The sequence below is a fragment of the Psychrobacter sp. H25 genome (assembly GCF_059076335.1).
Genome location: NZ_JCACRV010000001.1, coordinates 1,887,139 through 1,903,148, shown reverse-complemented (window position 1 = coordinate 1,903,148; position 16,010 = coordinate 1,887,139). Strand labels below are relative to the sequence as shown.

Here is a 16,010-nt window from a genome sequence, read left to right as displayed (position 1 = left end):
AAAAGCCCTCTGACTACGATAGTTAGAGGGCTTTTTTTGGGTTAATTTTATTTATTTACCAAAATTACCGGTTTGATAATCGCGAAAGGTCTGCCTTAATTCTTCTTGTGTATTCATGACAAAGGGGCCATAACCTGCAACTGGCTCACCGATTGGCTGCCCACTCAGCAGGAGTAACTTGATAGGGGCGCTCTTATCAGTGGTTGCAAGGCAGGTCAGCTCGATGGTATCGGTAACATCGGTAGTAGCGTCAGATAGTGGCATAGGCTGATTATCTACAGAGATTGGCGCTGCAAACTGAATCAGTCTGCCTGCACTGACTGATACGCCATTAACCAACAGAGTACCTTCTTGTACAAGCAGCAACGTGTTGTGTGTATTTGGTATATGTATGGTCGTTGTGCCCATTGTGTGCAGCTCGATATCCCATAAGTTAATAGGGGTAAAGGTCGTTGCCGCGCCAGTGAGACCATGCCAGTCACCTGCGATGATAGCGACTTGTCCTATGGCAGTTTGCTTGTCAGCACCTTTAGCAACAGCATCTTTAGCAATAGTATCTTGAGAGCCAGCGCCACTATCGTTCATCAGCTCGATGATAGGCATATCAGCACGCTTGATAGACTGATACTTGGGATCGGTCAACTTATTGGCACTTGGTAAGTTTACCCATAGCTGCACCATACTAAACACACCACCGCGCTGCCCAAAGGCTTCAGAATGAAACTCTTCATGCAAGATACCGCGACCAGCAGTCATCCACTGTACACCACCTTCTAAAATATCGCCGCGCCCTCCTGTCGAGTCAGCATGACTGATCTCACCTGAGTAAGCGATGGTGACTGTTTCAAAGCCCTTATGGGGGTGCTGACCGACACCATGAGGCTGTGTCTGGTAGTCAGGATTGGGTGAAAAGGTCGTGGGCTCACCATAGTCAAACAATAAAAACGGATCGGTGTGACTGTAGTTAAAGTCTGGATGGTCATCAAGGTGATTGATTAATGTCTTTACAAAAAATCCGTCACCGACCCAATGTGGTGCTTTATCACCATGAATCTGCTTAATTGGGCGCATTGATTACCTCGCAATTCCATTAACATAAATAATGGTAAGTAAATATTATATATGAATGACACAATAAAATGAACTTATGTTGTGTTGGATTTCATGGTGCTGGTGCTAAGTAGCGCTAAACGACTTCGCCACTGACAAACCCACTGGCCCATGCCCATTGGAAGTTATAGCCACCAAGCCAGCCTGTCACATCGAGCACTTCACCGATGAAGTACAAGCCCTCTTGCAAGTTGCTTTGCATGGTCTTTGAAGAGACTTCATCCGTCTTTACTCCGCCACGTGTAACCTCAGCGGTACGATAGCCCTCGGTACCAGAGGGCTTGAGTAGCCAACCGTTAAGAGTAGCGCCAAGATCAGCTAGCCGCTCATCTTTGATATTGGCAAGCTCCGTATCTTTGATGTCATCCCACAGATGAGTCTGTAGTGCTGCTAGTAGTTTTTTGGGTAGGGCGTTGTCTGTGTTCTCTGCCAGTACAGTACGGATCATCTGGCGTGGATGCGACTGCTTGCGGGCAAGCAAAATATCAGTGACATTCACATCAGGTAGCAGGTTGATAATGATGGTCTCTCCAGTCTGCCAATAGTTCGACAGTTGTAGCATCGCCGGGCCAGAGAGTCCGCGATGAGTGAACAGTACAGGCAATTTGAAGGAGATACGCTCATTACTGGCAATGACAGGTAGGCTGATACCTGCCAATGCACGGATCAGCTCGCCAGTCTTGTCTGTAAAAGTAAATGGTACCAGACTAGCATCGGTCGCTATCAGTGTATGACCGAATTGCTGCGCTAATTCATAACCGAGACCAGTTGCACCCATCGTTGGGATAGACAGACCGCCAGTCGCCACAACTAGGGATTCACAGTTATAGCGCGTCTGCACAGGTTGACCCTCAGTTGGTGTGTCTTTTTTGCCTAGCTTTTTGCTGGTGGTGAGTGTAAAACGTTTACCTTTATCATGGTCGGTCTTTTGCGCGTGGTCAATTTGAGTATTGAGCTTGACTTGGACGCCGACCGCCGTGCATTCGTCCAAGAGCATGGTCAGAATATCTTGGGCAGAGTCATCACAGAACAGCTGACCATGCTCACGCTCATGGTAGGGAATCTGATGCGACTCCACCATACCGATAAACTCCCAACTCGGATAACGACTCAGCGCTGACTTACAAAAATGCGGGTTGGTACCGATGAAGTGCTCAGGCTCAACGAAATAGTTGGTAAAGTTGCAGCGACCACCACCTGACATCAAGATTTTTTTGCCCGCTTTATTGGCGTGATCTATGACTAACACGCGGCGACCACGGCGACCAGCTGTCAGTGCACAATACAATCCCGAAGCGCCAGCACCAACGATGATGACGTCGTAATGTTTGTCATTAGACTTTTTAGATACTGACGGATTATCTATTGACTGGTTATGTGACTTGGCTGACCTGGCTTGTTTTTGCATTTGACTCATGATGATGACTTATAAAATAGATTTAGATAAACGATATAAAGTATCCAAATTATATCATGGCAATAATAGAAGTGTTTTAAGTGATTGATGCATATCACTTAAGCCTATTTGCTATAAATCATTGAATGACCTTATTTTTTTATAGACAACAAACAGTAGTTGGTATAATGTAAAAGCACAAATATTGTTCGTTAGTACTGCTATTACGTTTATTATTTGTTGAGAATGTAGGCATTTTTATTGGAAGGACATGATGTTCTCCAAAAGTAATTGAGTTGAAAACCCAGCCGATTGACCGGCTTATTTAAACATTGTAATGGATGACAATGTTAAGACAAAAGGGACTTTATGGATATCCTACAACTGCTCATTAGCGGGGTTGCTAATGGCTGTATATATGGGCTGTTAGCGCTGGGTTTTGTACTGATTTACAAAGCCTCTGAGGCTGTAAATTTTGCTCAGGGCGATATGCTCATGCTCGGCGCTTTTTTAGGCATCGCTTTCATCAATGCTGATGAAGCAAACCTTCCTTTTCTATTAGGTATCACGCTTGCCTCCATCATTATGGGGGTATTTGGTTATCTGCTTGATCGATTCGTATTGCGCGGTATCTTTGGTCAGCCGCAATTCGCCATGGTTATTCTCACCATCTCGCTAGGCTTTTTGATACGCTTTGTCGCGGGTGTCATCTGGGGACATAGCCCAGTCTCATTACAGACACCGTTCTCAGGTCAGATGCTGGCGTTAGGGTCACTGAGTATTGCTTATGTGGATCTGATAATTATTGTATCTACCATCGCACTCACTTCTATTCTGTACTTCTTCTTTGCCCATACGCGGCTCGGTATCGCGATGCAAGCGAGCAGCCAAAACCAAATGGCGGCTTACTATATGGGCATCCCTGTCAAACGTGTCAACGGCATTGTTTGGGCGCTGTCTGGTGTCGTCGCTGCGCTTGCGGGCATATTGTTTGCAGCCAAAGGCGCGATCGAACCCTCCATCGGGCTGTTATTCGGCATCAAGGCGTTTGCCGCTGCGGTAATCGGCGGTCTAGGCTCTCTCCCAGGTGCTCTCGTCGGCGGGCTGTTAGTTGGCGTAATAGAACCATTCGCCAGTCGTTATCTGCCGTTAGGTCTCAGTCAGATTGCGCCTTATGTGGTGATGTTGATTGTGCTGATCGTACGTCCAGGCGGTATTTTTTCGCAGGTCAAACAGAAAAAAGTATAGAAGCTTTGATTCATAGACGCTTTGATTCAAGGATGACAAAGCTTTCTCTAAACAATTTCAAGGAAGAGTACTGTCAATGAAAGCCCAGTTTAAACACAGCTACGATCAAGACATCAATGTCTTCGATGATAAACGCCAGCTTATAAAATACGGCGTGCTTCTCTTACTACTCCTAATGGCACCTTGGTTGCTCAGCAACTATTATATTAGTGAGCTCAGTGCCATATTAATTTGGTCCATATCAGGACTCGGTCTCATGCTTTTGACGGGTCATACTGGTCAAGTCAGCTTGGGTCATGCTGCTTTTATGGCGATAGGCGCTTTTAGTCATCTGGCACTGATGAGTCGAGGTTGGAACTTTTTTCCAGCTTTGATCGCCTGTGCAGTTATCACAGGTGTTATTGGCGCAATGATTGCTCGGCCGATCTTGAGAACCAGTGGTATTTACTTAGCCATTGCCACCTTGGCGCTTAGTATTATCATCGAAGATATTGCTATCGTAGCTGAGCCGATTACCGGTGGTATCTCTGGTACCTTCGCGTCTCCCATCAATCTCTTTGGCTATACCATCGATCGCTACATCACGCCAAAAGCCTTTTATTACTTATGCTTGGCACTAGTGATCCTGATTACCTTTGGTTATATCAACCTACTCAGAAGTAATACTGGACGCTCGTTTTTGGCTATTAGAGACAGTGAGGTCTCTGCCCGTGCACTTGGCGTCAATGTGCCACAAGCCAAAACGCTAGCTTTTAGCTTGTCTTGTGCGATTACAGCAATTGGCGGCGCTATGTACGGGCATTTCGTGCAAGCGGTTAACTACGAGAGTTTTACTGTCGTTATCTCCATCACCATACTGCTGCAGATTGTCATCGGTGGTTTAGGGTCTATACACGGTGCATTTTTTGGTGCAGTGGTTGTCGTCTTATTACCGCAAGTTATTGCAATCTTAGGTGACGTTATCGGTCAAAGTACGGGCGCTAGTATCACCAACATTCCTGGTATTGATACCGCATTATTTGCTCTGGTTATCGTTATTATGATCATTTACGAGCCGCGCGGTATATACGGTATGTGGATCAAAATACGCACGTGGTTCAATATGTTTCCGCTGTATCGAAAAGGTCTGTTCCGCCGTTCCAAAACTTATCTAAAAACGGAGCGTATGCGATGAGCCTATTACAAGTAGAGTCGTTATCTATCGCGTTTGGTGGTGTGAAAGCCGTTGATAACATTAGTTTTGAAGTTAACGAAGGTGAAGTGTTTACAATCGTAGGCCCCAACGGCGCGGGTAAGTCGACTATTTTTAACTTAATCAGTCGCTTGTATGAGCCGCTCAGTGGTCGTATTACTTTTGATGGTACGGACATCACCGATCTGCCAGCTCATGACATTGCCAAACTAGGCATTGCGCGTACTTTTCAGAATATCGAGCTGTTTGATCATTCTAGTGTGCTACAGAATCTACTCATCGGTCGTCACTCTCAGCGTAGCACCTCATGGATACAGGACTTGCTGTTTTCACCAAAAGTGCGCCGCAGTGAGCGCGAGCATCGTATGCACGTTGAGAAAATCATAGACTTCTTGGAGCTAGCACCTTATCGAGATCAGCTGATTGCAGGCTTGCCTTATGGTATTAGAAAAGTCGTCGAAATTGCTCGCGCGCTTGCGGCCAACCCCAAGCTTATTTTGCTCGATGAGCCCGCATCCGGTCTTAGTGTAGAGGAGACGTCCGAGATGGCATGGTGGATCGAGGATATGCAAAAAGATTTGGGTTTGACGATATTGATGGTCGAGCATGACATGAGCCTAGTCAACCGAGTATCAGATCGCGTATTGGCAGTGGCTGAAGGTAAATTTTTGGCTCAGGGCACGGCAGCTGAGGTTCAAGCCAATCCACAAGTCATCGAGGCCTATCTTGGGCAGGAGAGTGTGTGATGAAACCAATTAAAAAATCACTGTCGTCTGCAGCGCCTACCACTGAGATGAATTTAGTGGATTCTGAAGTAAAGAACAACATGCTAGAAGTACGTAACCTAGAATCTGCCTATGGCCCTGTCATGGCATTAAGGGGCGTAAGCCTTGAGGTACCAGAAGGCAAGGTGGTCACGATTTTAGGCGCTAATGGTGCAGGTAAAACCACGCTCATGAAAACCATCTCTGGGGTCATTAATCCACGTAAAGGCGCGGTATGGTTCCACGGTGAGCGTATCGACGGCACTGAACCTGATCGGTTAGTAAAGAAAGGTCTATCACATGTGCCAGAGGGACGAGAGGTTTTCCCGTTCTTGAATGTTGCCGAAAACCTAGCAATGGGCGCTTATACTCGGCGTGATAAGTCTGAGATAGAGCGTGATGTTGAGATGATATACGAGTATTTTCCCATACTCAAAGACCGCCGTACGCAGGCTGCCGGCACGATGTCCGGAGGTCAGCAGCAGATGCTGGCGATCGGTCGCGGACTGATGTCACGCCCTTCACTGATGCTCCTTGACGAGCCGTCACTTGGCCTGTCACCACTACTGGTACAAGAGATATTTGCCATCATTCACAGATTGAACAAAGAGCAGGGCGTGACAATCTTACTGGTTGAGCAAAACGCAAGAGTCGCGCTCGCTGCAGCGGATTATGGTTATGTGTTAGAGACAGGACGTATCGTCATGGCAGGCTCAGCAGACAAGCTGATGCACTCTGATGATATTAAAGAGTTCTACCTTGGACAAACCAAAGACAATACAGCGGAAGCCACTCGGTGGAAACGCAAAAAGACTTGGCGATAATACTCATGACTAATTCTACTGATAATTTGATTGATGTGACCCATCCCGCTACTGCTGATACGGCGGTTGCTGAGAGCATCTCTGTGGCGCAAGCATCGGCTCATATGGAGTCTTCTACTTACAATAACAGCCATAGTAACGACCACAATAACAGCCGCAAGATACGTAATGCGCCTTATAACCATGAGCTGCAGGTCTTAGAAGGCTGCGATACCTTAAGTAAGCTCTGGCGACAGATGTGCCTGAGCCGAGGAGAAAAAATCGCCCATCGTGAAAAAGCTTTTGGTATTTGGCAAAGTTATAGCTGGCTTGATTATTATCATCGCGGCTGTGATATCGGCATGGCACTTATTGAGCTGGGTCTGACCAAAGGGGACACGGTTTCTATCTTGAGTGAAGACAATAAAGAATGGCTCTATTGCGATATGGGTATCTGCGCTGTAGGCGGTATACCCAATGGCGTCTATACCACAGACAGTCCAGATCAGCTCGCCTATATACTCAATGACAGTCAGTCTAAATTTTTGATCGTTGAAAACGATGAGCAGCTTCATAAGTTTTTGGAGATTCGTGAGCGGACACCGATGCTCAAAAAAGTCATCGTCTTTGAGCGCAAAGGTCTACGTAGCCTAGAAGATGAGCAAGTTATCTTTTTGGATGAGCTGTACGCGCTTGGTCAAAGTGTTGACAATGCGCTAGAGCGTTTTGGCAGTTATATTGACCAAAGCACCGCAAATGACATACGCACACTGATCTATACGTCGGGCACGACTGGTGATCCAAAAGGCGCCATTTTAACGCATGCCAACGTCATGTTCGGGCTAAAGACAACCACCGAGGTCATCGAGGTTCTACCTACTGATGAGCAGCTATGTTTCTTGCCTTTATGCCATGTACTAGAGCGTGTGGTGTCGGTAGATGTCCCCATTCATAGAGGCTGTATCGTCAACTTTGCGGAGAGTACCGAGACCGTATTCGAAAACATGAAAGAAGTATCGCCCAATACCTTTACGGCTGTTCCAAGGCTATGGGAAAAAATGTACGCCTCTATCAGTAATATGCGTAGCGATGCCAGTGCGTTTAATGGCTGGGCATTTGATCAAGCTATAAAAGCGGGTCATGACCATGCTGACACGATTATGGCAGGGAAGACGCCTACGGCTGGTCAACGGCTTCGTTACGAGTTTTGGGACAGGCTGGTATTGCGTAAGATTCGCGATCTTATTGGAATGACAAATGTTCGCCGTGCTACTACTGGGGCTGCCCCAATATCATTGGATATTATTCGTTGGTTTCATGCGATAGGTGTGCCTATCTATGAGGGCTACGGCATGACTGAAAGTACAGGCGTGATATCCATGAATACTCAAGACGCCCAAATGGTCGGTAGCGTCGGTAAACCCTTACCACACTCTCAAGTTCGCATCGCTGATAATGGCGAGATATTACTAAAAGGCGGCAATGTGTTTGCAGGGTACTGGAACAAGCCCGAAAAAACCGCTGACGACCTACGTGATGGCTGGCTACATACAGGTGATGTGGGCGAGATAAGAGATGGCTATATATTTATCACAGGCCGTATCAAAGACATCATCATCACAGCAGGTGGTAAGAACGTTACCCCAGCTGCCATAGAAAGCAAGCTCAAATTTTCACCTTATATCTCAGACGCGGTCGTCATTGGTGATAAGCGTAAGTACCTCACTTGTCTTATCATGATAGATCAAGAAAACGTAGAAAAATATGCCCAAGACAATCAAGTGATGTTCTCTGATTTTCGCTCATTGTGTCACGCGCCTGAAGTGATCGCCTTGATAGATGATGTGGTTCAGTCTGCCAATGCGACTCTAGCACAAGTCGAAACCATAAAAAAGTTCCGACTAATAGACGTGTTACTCAGTCCTGAAGATGATGAGCTGACAGCAACTATGAAATTAAAAAGGAATCTGGTTGAGAAAAAACATCATGCGTTAATCGAGTCTATGTACTGATTACACACGGACAGTTGGTATAGATCAGTGCTATCAAATTTACCGTAACATCAAACTGACAGCGACTCAGTCGCAAGGAGATAGGCAATGAGATGGACATTCAAAACGACGCTACTGGCATTGACAGTTGGGACGATAGGTTTGGTTGGGTGTAATAATCCAGAAACCACATCAGCAACTGGCACTGATGCCGAAGCGACAGCTTCTACGAGTGATATACCAGTACAAGGCGTCACCGATACCGAAATTGTCTTGGGCGGTGCAAATGATTTATCTGGTCCGTTTGCAGGTTTTGGTAATCCTGCGGTCACTGCGGCCAATATGTATTTTGACGAAGTAAATGCTGCAGGCGGTGTCAACGGTCGAAAGATTCGCTACATAGTCGAAGACCATTCTTATCAAGTGCCAAAAGCAGTACAGGCCGCCAACAAATTAGTGAGCCGCGATAAAGTCTTTGCGATGTTGATGTCGTTAGGTACACCGCACAACTTAGCCAGTTTCCCTATCATGGATCGTGCCAATGTCCCTAGCGTTATGCCGATCACGTTTGCAACCCCTATGCAAGAAGAGGGCGCACTAAATCGTCGTTATACAATCGGGAGCACTTATTACGACTCCATGAAACTTGGGATGGAGTATCTGATCGCTGAAAACGATGTGAAAAACCTATGTGTCATGTATATCCCATCGGATTATGGAGAGGAGACCAATGCAGCGGCAAAGGACATCAGTGATAATAATCCTAATGTCACCTTGGTTGCCTCCAGCTCACATCGCCCAGATGAGACAGACTTCTCAGGGGCGATTGCCAAACTAAAAGAATCCAATTGTGATTTGATTGCGTTGTCTCTCACCATCCGAGGCGCTATTACGGCTGTCGGTACGGCAAACGCAATGGGCTGGAGCGATGTGAAGTTTATCGCACCTGCAACAGGGTTCCATCCGGCCGTTGCTGCAGCGCCAGGCGGTGCAAGTGAAGGTCTGTATGCAGTCTCTTACTACAACGACTTGGCATTAAGAGCCAATGAGCCTGAAACCAAAGCGTTCGTTGATAAGTTCAAAAAAGCCACTGGTGAAGACGTATCAGCAGGCGCGATTATTGGTCATGTTGCTGCAAGAATCACTGTTGACGGATTAAAAGCTGCAGGTCCTGATTTGAATGCCGATACATTCAATGCTGGTTTAGAGACGGTTAGTTTTGTTGATGGCGTGACAGGGTCTACGGTCGCAATAACCCCTGAGAGCCATGTTGCGATTAATGATGTTTACTTATCACAAGTGAACAGTGGCGCATGGAAAACCGTTACGCAGCTCAAATAAGTACGTACTGTATATAGTTAAATATTGATAACAACAAGCCATACATAAGTATGGCTTGTGTCGTTTACAACTTTAGATTTCACCCTTTGTCTTAATGGTTTCTTATAGTCTTATAAGTCCAAAGGTTTTGCTCAATATCAAAATAGATAATCACTTATAGGCCATTAAAAGCAATTAGGAAGAAGAGGAGAGAACAAAATAAGTGCTTACAAAGATGAGGCTATTGGTCTGCAAGTACACAGTTGTACAGCGAAATTGTTATGTTTGGCGGTTGAAGTCTTGCAACCGTCACGCTTATTTGTCAAACTATCGCTGAGTGTCACACATTATGGAAGATGGCTCTTATCACCTGTATAGACGGTCGTTATAGACGATTATCTGTGTAGGTCATAACAATTAAAAGGACAAAACTATGACCCAGAAATCATTCCCTATCACAGCCGAGTTCATGGCTGCAGCCAATACCACACCTGAGCAGTACAACAAAGATTATGCACAATCCATCGAATCAACCGAAACCAGTGATGCTTTTTGGGCACAGCGTGCTGAGCTGATTGACTGGATAAAGAAACCGACAAAAATCAGCAACGTCAATTATGATCTCGATGATTTTAATATCAAATGGTTTGAAGATGGTGAGCTGAATATCTCAGTAAACTGCCTAGATCGCCATCTTGAAGACAATCCCTATAAGCCTGCCATTATTTGGGAAGGGGATCACCCTTCATTACACAAGATTATTTCTTTCAAAGAATTACATGAGGCTGTTTGTCGTCTGGGTAATTCGCTACGCAAGCTTGGCGTTGGGAAAGGTGATCGTGTCACGTTATATATGCCAATGATACCAGAAGCTATGGTTTCGATGCTGGCATGTGCACGTATTGGTGCGGTGCACTCAGTGGTGTTTGGTGGTTTCTCTGCCGAGAGTCTAGGCAACCGTTTGATAGACAGCCGATCAAAAGTCGTTATCACCGCTGATGAAGGCTTACGCGGCGGCAAACATACACCGCTCAAAGCCAATGTCGATCAGGCGTTAGAAATGGATGGGACTGACAGTGTCGAAAAAGTCATCGTCGTCCACCGTACAGGTAACTCTATCCCAATGAGTGGTCGCCGCGACGTCTGGTATCACAATCTCGTTGATGGGCAATCAGAGATCTGTGAGCCTGAAGTGATGAATGCCGAAGATCCATTATTCTTATTGTATACCTCTGGCTCAACGGGTAAACCCAAAGGTGTGGTGCATACCACAGGGGGTTATATTACTTATGCGTTGTCCACCTTCCGTGATGTATTCGATGTCAAAGAAGATGACGTGTATTGGTGTACCGCAGATGTCGGCTGGATTACTGGTCACACGTACTCCACGTATGCACCGCTCGCTAACGGTACAACCACGGTTATGTTTGAAGGGGTACCAGAGCATCCAACCTGGGCACGTATCGGACACATCATTGACAAGCACGACATTACTATTCTATATACTGCGCCAACTGCTATCCGAGCGATGATGAAAGAAGGCGATGCCTTTGTGCATGAGTCAGATCGTTCAAGCTTACGCTTGCTAGGTTCGGTCGGTGAGCCGATCAACCCAGAAGCATGGGACTGGTACTATAATGTTGTTGGTGATAGTAAGTGTCCAATCGTCGATACATGGTGGCAGACCGAGACAGGCGGTATCCTAATGGCACCAATACCAGGCACAGTTGATTTGAAGCCAGGTGCTGCAATGACGCCGCTATACGGTGTCAAGCCACAAGTCGTCAATGCTGACGGCGCAATAATGGAAGGCGCGGCAGAAGGCAATTTGGTTATCAGCAGTGGTTGGCCAGGACAGATGCGGACGATCTACAATGACCATCCGCGCTTCTTAAAGACATATTTTAGTGATTATCCGGGTCATTACTTCACAGGTGATGGTGCCCAGCGTGATGAAGATGGGCATTATTGGATTACGGGCCGTGTCGATGACGTACTCAACGTTGCAGGGCATCGCTTAGGTACAGCAGAGATTGAGAGCGCGTTGGTTGCTCATCCGGCTACTGCCGAAGCTGCGATTGTCGGTATGCCGCATGAGATACGCGGGACAGGTATCTGTGCCTTCATCATTCTAAAATCAGGTGAAGAAACAACAGACGATCTAAAAGCGGAGCTAAAACGTCATGTACGTGCTGAGATCGGGCCGATTGCGACTTTAGATGCTATCTATATGGTCGAGGCACTACCAAAGACCCGCTCAGGAAAGATCATGCGCCGTATCTTGCGTAAGCTAGCAGAAGGACAGTATGTTGGACTGGGTGACTTATCTACGCTGGCAGATAGCTCAGTGATTAATGATCTGGTTGAACAGGTCAAAGCTGGTCGCGGAGAGTAGAGTCGTTGATTGATTAGTTTTTGCCAGAGAAAGATATGCAAAACTGACCTGTAGGGCTCGCTTATACATCTTTAACAAAAGCCAAAAAAAGCCATGCTATCGCGAATAGCATGGCTTTTTTACGTAGACGATATTGATATTAAGGTGTTTTGAAGGTTCAATACATCTAAATAACAACATCATGACGGCACATACGCATACGACGATGTGATTCACAAAGTGGCTATAATGGCGACTCACAAAGACTCTATAAGGTTTACGACCATTATGACGGAACATGCTTCGATCTCAACGGATACCCTATCACCAAGAGTAGCGATTATTGGCGGTGGTCTGACAGGGTTGATAACTGCGACACTATTAGAACGCGAATCAAGCCAGAACCACAATCATGCACTCACACCGCACATCACTATCTTTGAAAAATCACGTAGTGTGGGACGCCTAGCAACGCGTTATCGTACTGATAGTGATACAAGCAAAAACTGGCAGTGGGCATTCGGTGCGCAGTTCTTTACAGCAAAGACCACTAGCTTCCAAGCGTTTATCACTCCTTGGTTAGATACGGGGTTATTACAGCCATGGTGTGCCAAGGTGGCTGAACTGATGCCAGCATCTGACTCACAACACAACAATGCTCAATCGCCTGATATAAAAAGCAAGGAACAATGGGATACTATCCATGCACGATATATCAGCACACCAAAGATGACCAGCTGGGGACGTGAATTAGCGGCTGCGCTCAAACATACAGACATAGTGTTCAAAACTCGTGTGGCACCACTTGCTCAGTTTACCCAAAGCCCGACTCAACATCAAAATGAAAAGCATCAAAACGAAAAGCAAACTGAGCTCTTTGATGAGACTGGGGCTAGTCTTGGCTGGTTTGATTGGGTAATCTGTACTGCACCGAATGGTCAGGCGGTAGAGCTCATGGCAGGGAGCGGGTTTAGTCAGCAAGACAACATTACTGAACCAAAGATGCAGGCGTGCTACACGCTGATGCTCGGTTGGGATGACTCCCAGCCGTTGCCTGAAACACTAAACAATCAGTTGGCACCACAATGGGATGTTGCTTACGTAAATAGCACTGTACTCGATAGAATATTTATTGAGCATCATAAGCCTGGACATGATGGACTACTACCAAGTGTCACGATTCATGCACGCAATGACTGGTCGCAGGTACATGTCGATGATGATATCGAGGCGGTCAAAGAGCAATTATTGCAGGCAGCCAAGCAGGCATTGGGCTGGGATGAGAATAGCGCCCCTAGCCAGACAGATTGTCATCGCTGGCGCTATGCAGCAACTATAGTAGATACGGATACGAAAGCATTAGGCATCCTAGTAGATGAGTCCAAACAATGGATAGTCAGCGGTGACTGGTGTACAAAAGGGAATATCGAGAGCTGCTACCAAGCAGCACTACAAACCGCTCAGACCATTGGGCAAGCGAAACAAGCGTAGTAGATATTAATTTTTTTGAATTATAAGCATATCAAACCAAGCAGTAATCAGATCAGTCACTCATTCAATCTGAGTTAGATAGAGACAGTACAAGCGAGAAGTTCAAAGACAAAAAAAGGCCCACAGAGGAGATACTGCGGGCTGAGGAAAACGGGCTGTGTAGGTAGGTAAGCTACATATTCCGTGGTCGTGATTTATTGTAGTTATTAGTTCTCTATATTGTCATTTATCACAGTCATAATGACCCATATGAAAGGCAAGATAGACTTATTTTTGAGTGTACAAGTGTTTTATTGCAGTTGCTATCATAACCTAATTGGTTACGGTTGGGCGGTTCTGGTTACAGTATATTACGTTTTAAAAACCTCAAATCATATGTCTGAAGATAACCTCTGACTGCTAAAATAGCCGCACACGTTTTAAGTAGTTAGCATTTAAGCCATTGTCGTTTAAGGGGTTTCTAAACGGTAAGCGATTAAATAAATGAGAAGGTCTCTACAGTTGGGGTTAAGAGTTAGTGATCAAAGCGTTCAATGCTTTTAACGTTCAATGCTTTCAATAGGTTAGGTATCTAGGGCCCAAATATCTAATCTAGATAGTTTTGATCACTCAATCGCTGAAGAGATGGCATGACGTCTCGTCCGAAAAATGCTAAGCTATCTGCCATTATTATGTCTATATTGAACTGGGTTTGCCATGACTGAGAGCACGCATTTGCACACGCAGGAGCCGTCAAGTTCGCAAAATACTAAGAGTATTTTTAACTTGCCCAACAATCTGACGATTGCTCGTATCTTGATGATTCCGCTGTTTGTTGCAATTGCCTACTGGCCACCTGCTATGGGTATCGGCATGCCGGCAATCTCAGACAATGTTATTGCTCGAGTAGGGATGAGCGAGTTTAGCGATAGTTTGCTGCGCCACTTACTTTTGACCGGTGTCTTTATTATTGCGGCGATTACTGATTGGCTCGATGGCTATTTTGCTCGTAAACTAAACGTCATGTCAGCATTTGGGCGTTTTTTGGACCCTGTGGCTGATAAGCTCATGGTAGCGGTCGCATTGATTGTGCTTGTCCAGTGGCACCCTAATATCATCATGGCTATCGCCGCTATCGTCATTATCTCACGTGAGATCGCGGTATCTGCGCTACGTGAGTGGATGGCAGAGCTCGGCAAAAGCACCAGCGTTGCGGTGTCTTACGTCGGCAAGCTAAAGACGACCTTTCAGATGGTCGCCATTACTGTACTGTTATTAAATTGGGAGTCGCTTGAGACGATTGGTTATGTCTTGATGGTAGCCGCCGTGATACTGACATTATGGTCAATGATGATTTACCTAAAAGCGGCATGGCCTTACTTAAAACAAAGCGGCTAGTAAAGTAGCTAGTATTGAGAGCCGTCACTAATAAAAAACGCCAGTTGCTACTACCACTGGCGTTTTTTGTGTTCAAATTTTTGATATCTAGCATACTATAGTTCTATTGAGAAGTTCTCACCTAAGCTTTTTTCAATAGCGGTATCTGTCACCGCCGCAGCTGTCATCTTCACAGCACTAGCTATGGCATTACCATTTGCCCAGTATTCAGCGCCGTGAGGGATGACTTTGATCAGCTGTACTGTTGGGTCTTCTTTACCTTTCTCAAAGTAAGCGTTGTAAGTCACTGACCACAGCTCATCTAACTTATCTTTATCATCTACCAGCTCAGCTTTACCCGTGATAGACAAGTACTTTTTATTGTCTTGACTGACGTAAGCGAGATTGACTTGTGCGTCATTGTTGATGTTATCAACAGTCTCGGACGGATTATGAGCGATGAACCAAATCTCTTTGGCACCAAAACCGGTTTCGGTAGTGTTCATCGGGCAAGAGTGGAGGTGGTTCTCACTGGTGCGAGTAGTCATCATCGTGTATTTAATATCTTTTACCATATCTTGGAGGGTATCTAGCTGTTCTTGCTTATTCATAATAGTTATCCTTTACTGTTTAATTTTTATAATGAAATGAGTGTGCGAGATAAGAGCTATCTGATAAAAATCATCTTCGCGTCGCTGGATAGGTACTGTCATTACAATTTGATCGGTACCTGTTAATACCTGTAGGTATTGTAGTAGAGCAGCGATTGCGACAACTATTATCAGCGCAACCACAATTAATATAACGATATCGTCCAGTTCAGCGATACAGGCAATCTGTAATACTCTGTGATGGTTTGTAAGGGCTTATCACCGTGCAACAATCGATTTGGCTACTGCTATAGTACCTACTAAAAAACGCCAATAAGCAGATGCTTACTGACGTTTTATATTATTAAATATCCG

The 16,010-nt window shown here is 45.6% G+C and carries 12 protein-coding genes; 9 read left to right on the top strand and 3 right to left on the bottom strand.

Features of this window, described 5'->3' with window-relative positions; all coding sequences use genetic code 11:
- Positions 1–51 precede the first annotated feature (51 nt).
- Positions 52–1,071, bottom strand: coding sequence for a pirin family protein (locus AC5JPO_RS07655; protein ID WP_493853728.1), 1,020 nt, complete (start codon positions 1,069–1,071; stop codon positions 52–54).
- Between the two features lie 115 nt (positions 1,072–1,186).
- Positions 1,187–2,527, bottom strand: a complete 1,341-nt coding sequence (locus AC5JPO_RS07650; protein ID WP_493853727.1) for a BaiN/RdsA family NAD(P)/FAD-dependent oxidoreductase — start codon at positions 2,525–2,527, stop codon at positions 1,187–1,189.
- Between the two features lie 348 nt (positions 2,528–2,875).
- On the opposite strand from AC5JPO_RS07650, the gene AC5JPO_RS07645 reads away from it, so the two are divergent.
- From AC5JPO_RS07645 to pgsA, 9 genes are all read left to right on the top strand, one after another.
- A complete protein-coding gene (locus AC5JPO_RS07645; RefSeq protein ID WP_493853726.1) occupies positions 2,876–3,754 on the top strand; it encodes a branched-chain amino acid ABC transporter permease in 879 nt (292 codons plus the stop codon).
- Between the two features lie 76 nt (positions 3,755–3,830).
- Positions 3,831–4,928 (top strand): branched-chain amino acid ABC transporter permease, encoded by a 1,098-nt coding sequence (locus AC5JPO_RS07640; RefSeq protein ID WP_493853725.1) that lies wholly within the window; start codon positions 3,831–3,833, stop codon positions 4,926–4,928.
- Positions 4,925–5,692, top strand: a complete 768-nt coding sequence (locus tag AC5JPO_RS07635) for an ABC transporter ATP-binding protein (RefSeq protein WP_443525223.1) — start codon at positions 4,925–4,927, stop codon at positions 5,690–5,692. Before AC5JPO_RS07640 ends, AC5JPO_RS07635 begins: the two co-directional genes overlap by 4 nt.
- Positions 5,692–6,534 carry an ABC transporter ATP-binding protein gene (locus AC5JPO_RS07630; protein ID WP_493853724.1) on the top strand — a complete coding sequence of 281 codons (843 nt, stop codon included), beginning with the start codon at positions 5,692–5,694 and terminating at the stop codon, positions 6,532–6,534. Before AC5JPO_RS07635 ends, AC5JPO_RS07630 begins: the two co-directional genes overlap by 1 nt.
- A gap of 5 nt (positions 6,535–6,539) precedes the next feature.
- A complete protein-coding gene (locus AC5JPO_RS07625; RefSeq protein WP_493853723.1) occupies positions 6,540–8,525 on the top strand; it encodes an AMP-dependent synthetase/ligase in 1,986 nt (661 codons plus the stop codon).
- An 87-nt stretch (positions 8,526–8,612) separates the two neighbouring features.
- On the top strand, positions 8,613–9,845 hold the full coding sequence (locus AC5JPO_RS07620) for an ABC transporter substrate-binding protein (RefSeq protein WP_443525228.1): 1,233 nt from the start codon (positions 8,613–8,615) through the stop codon (positions 9,843–9,845).
- A gap of 412 nt (positions 9,846–10,257) precedes the next feature.
- Entirely contained in the window at positions 10,258–12,219 is a 1,962-nt protein-coding gene (acs, locus tag AC5JPO_RS07615; protein ID WP_493853722.1) for an acetate--CoA ligase, read from the top strand.
- 228 nt (positions 12,220–12,447) lie between these two features.
- Positions 12,448–13,689 carry an NAD(P)/FAD-dependent oxidoreductase gene (locus tag AC5JPO_RS07610; RefSeq protein ID WP_493853721.1) on the top strand — a complete coding sequence of 414 codons (1,242 nt, stop codon included), beginning with the start codon at positions 12,448–12,450 and terminating at the stop codon, positions 13,687–13,689.
- A 696-nt stretch (positions 13,690–14,385) separates the two neighbouring features.
- On the top strand, positions 14,386–15,066 hold the full coding sequence (gene pgsA, locus AC5JPO_RS07605; protein ID WP_443525233.1) for a CDP-diacylglycerol--glycerol-3-phosphate 3-phosphatidyltransferase: 681 nt from the start codon (positions 14,386–14,388) through the stop codon (positions 15,064–15,066).
- Positions 15,067–15,161: 95 nt separating this feature from the next.
- Here the strand turns inward: pgsA and AC5JPO_RS07600 are convergent, their stop codons facing one another.
- On the bottom strand, positions 15,162–15,656 hold the full coding sequence (locus AC5JPO_RS07600; protein WP_493853720.1) for a pyridoxamine 5'-phosphate oxidase family protein: 495 nt from the start codon (positions 15,654–15,656) through the stop codon (positions 15,162–15,164).
- Positions 15,657–16,010 lie beyond the last annotated feature (354 nt).

Bases quoted from the DNA above. Each gene is read 5' to 3' on its own strand.
- AC5JPO_RS07620 (WP_443525228.1), top strand. From the start codon at position 8,613: ATGAGATGGACATTCAAAACGACGCTACTGGCATTGACAGTTGGGACG.
- acs (WP_493853722.1), top strand. From the start codon at position 10,258: ATGACCCAGAAATCATTCCCTATCACAGCCGAGTTCATGGCTGCAGCC.
- AC5JPO_RS07635 (WP_443525223.1), top strand. From the start codon at position 4,925: ATGAGCCTATTACAAGTAGAGTCGTTATCTATCGCGTTTGGTGGTGTG.
- AC5JPO_RS07650 (WP_493853727.1), bottom strand. From the start codon at position 2,527: ATGAGTCAAATGCAAAAACAAGCCAGGTCAGCCAAGTCACATAACCAG.
- AC5JPO_RS07600 (WP_493853720.1), bottom strand. From the start codon at position 15,656: ATGAATAAGCAAGAACAGCTAGATACCCTCCAAGATATGGTAAAAGAT.
- AC5JPO_RS07655 (WP_493853728.1), bottom strand. From the start codon at position 1,071: ATGCGCCCAATTAAGCAGATTCATGGTGATAAAGCACCACATTGGGTC.
- AC5JPO_RS07645 (WP_493853726.1), top strand. From the start codon at position 2,876: ATGGATATCCTACAACTGCTCATTAGCGGGGTTGCTAATGGCTGTATA.
- AC5JPO_RS07625 (WP_493853723.1), top strand. From the start codon at position 6,540: ATGACTAATTCTACTGATAATTTGATTGATGTGACCCATCCCGCTACT.
- pgsA (WP_443525233.1), top strand. From the start codon at position 14,386: ATGACTGAGAGCACGCATTTGCACACGCAGGAGCCGTCAAGTTCGCAA.
- AC5JPO_RS07640 (WP_493853725.1), top strand. From the start codon at position 3,831: ATGAAAGCCCAGTTTAAACACAGCTACGATCAAGACATCAATGTCTTC.
- AC5JPO_RS07630 (WP_493853724.1), top strand. From the start codon at position 5,692: ATGAAACCAATTAAAAAATCACTGTCGTCTGCAGCGCCTACCACTGAG.
- AC5JPO_RS07610 (WP_493853721.1), top strand. From the start codon at position 12,448: ATGGCGACTCACAAAGACTCTATAAGGTTTACGACCATTATGACGGAA.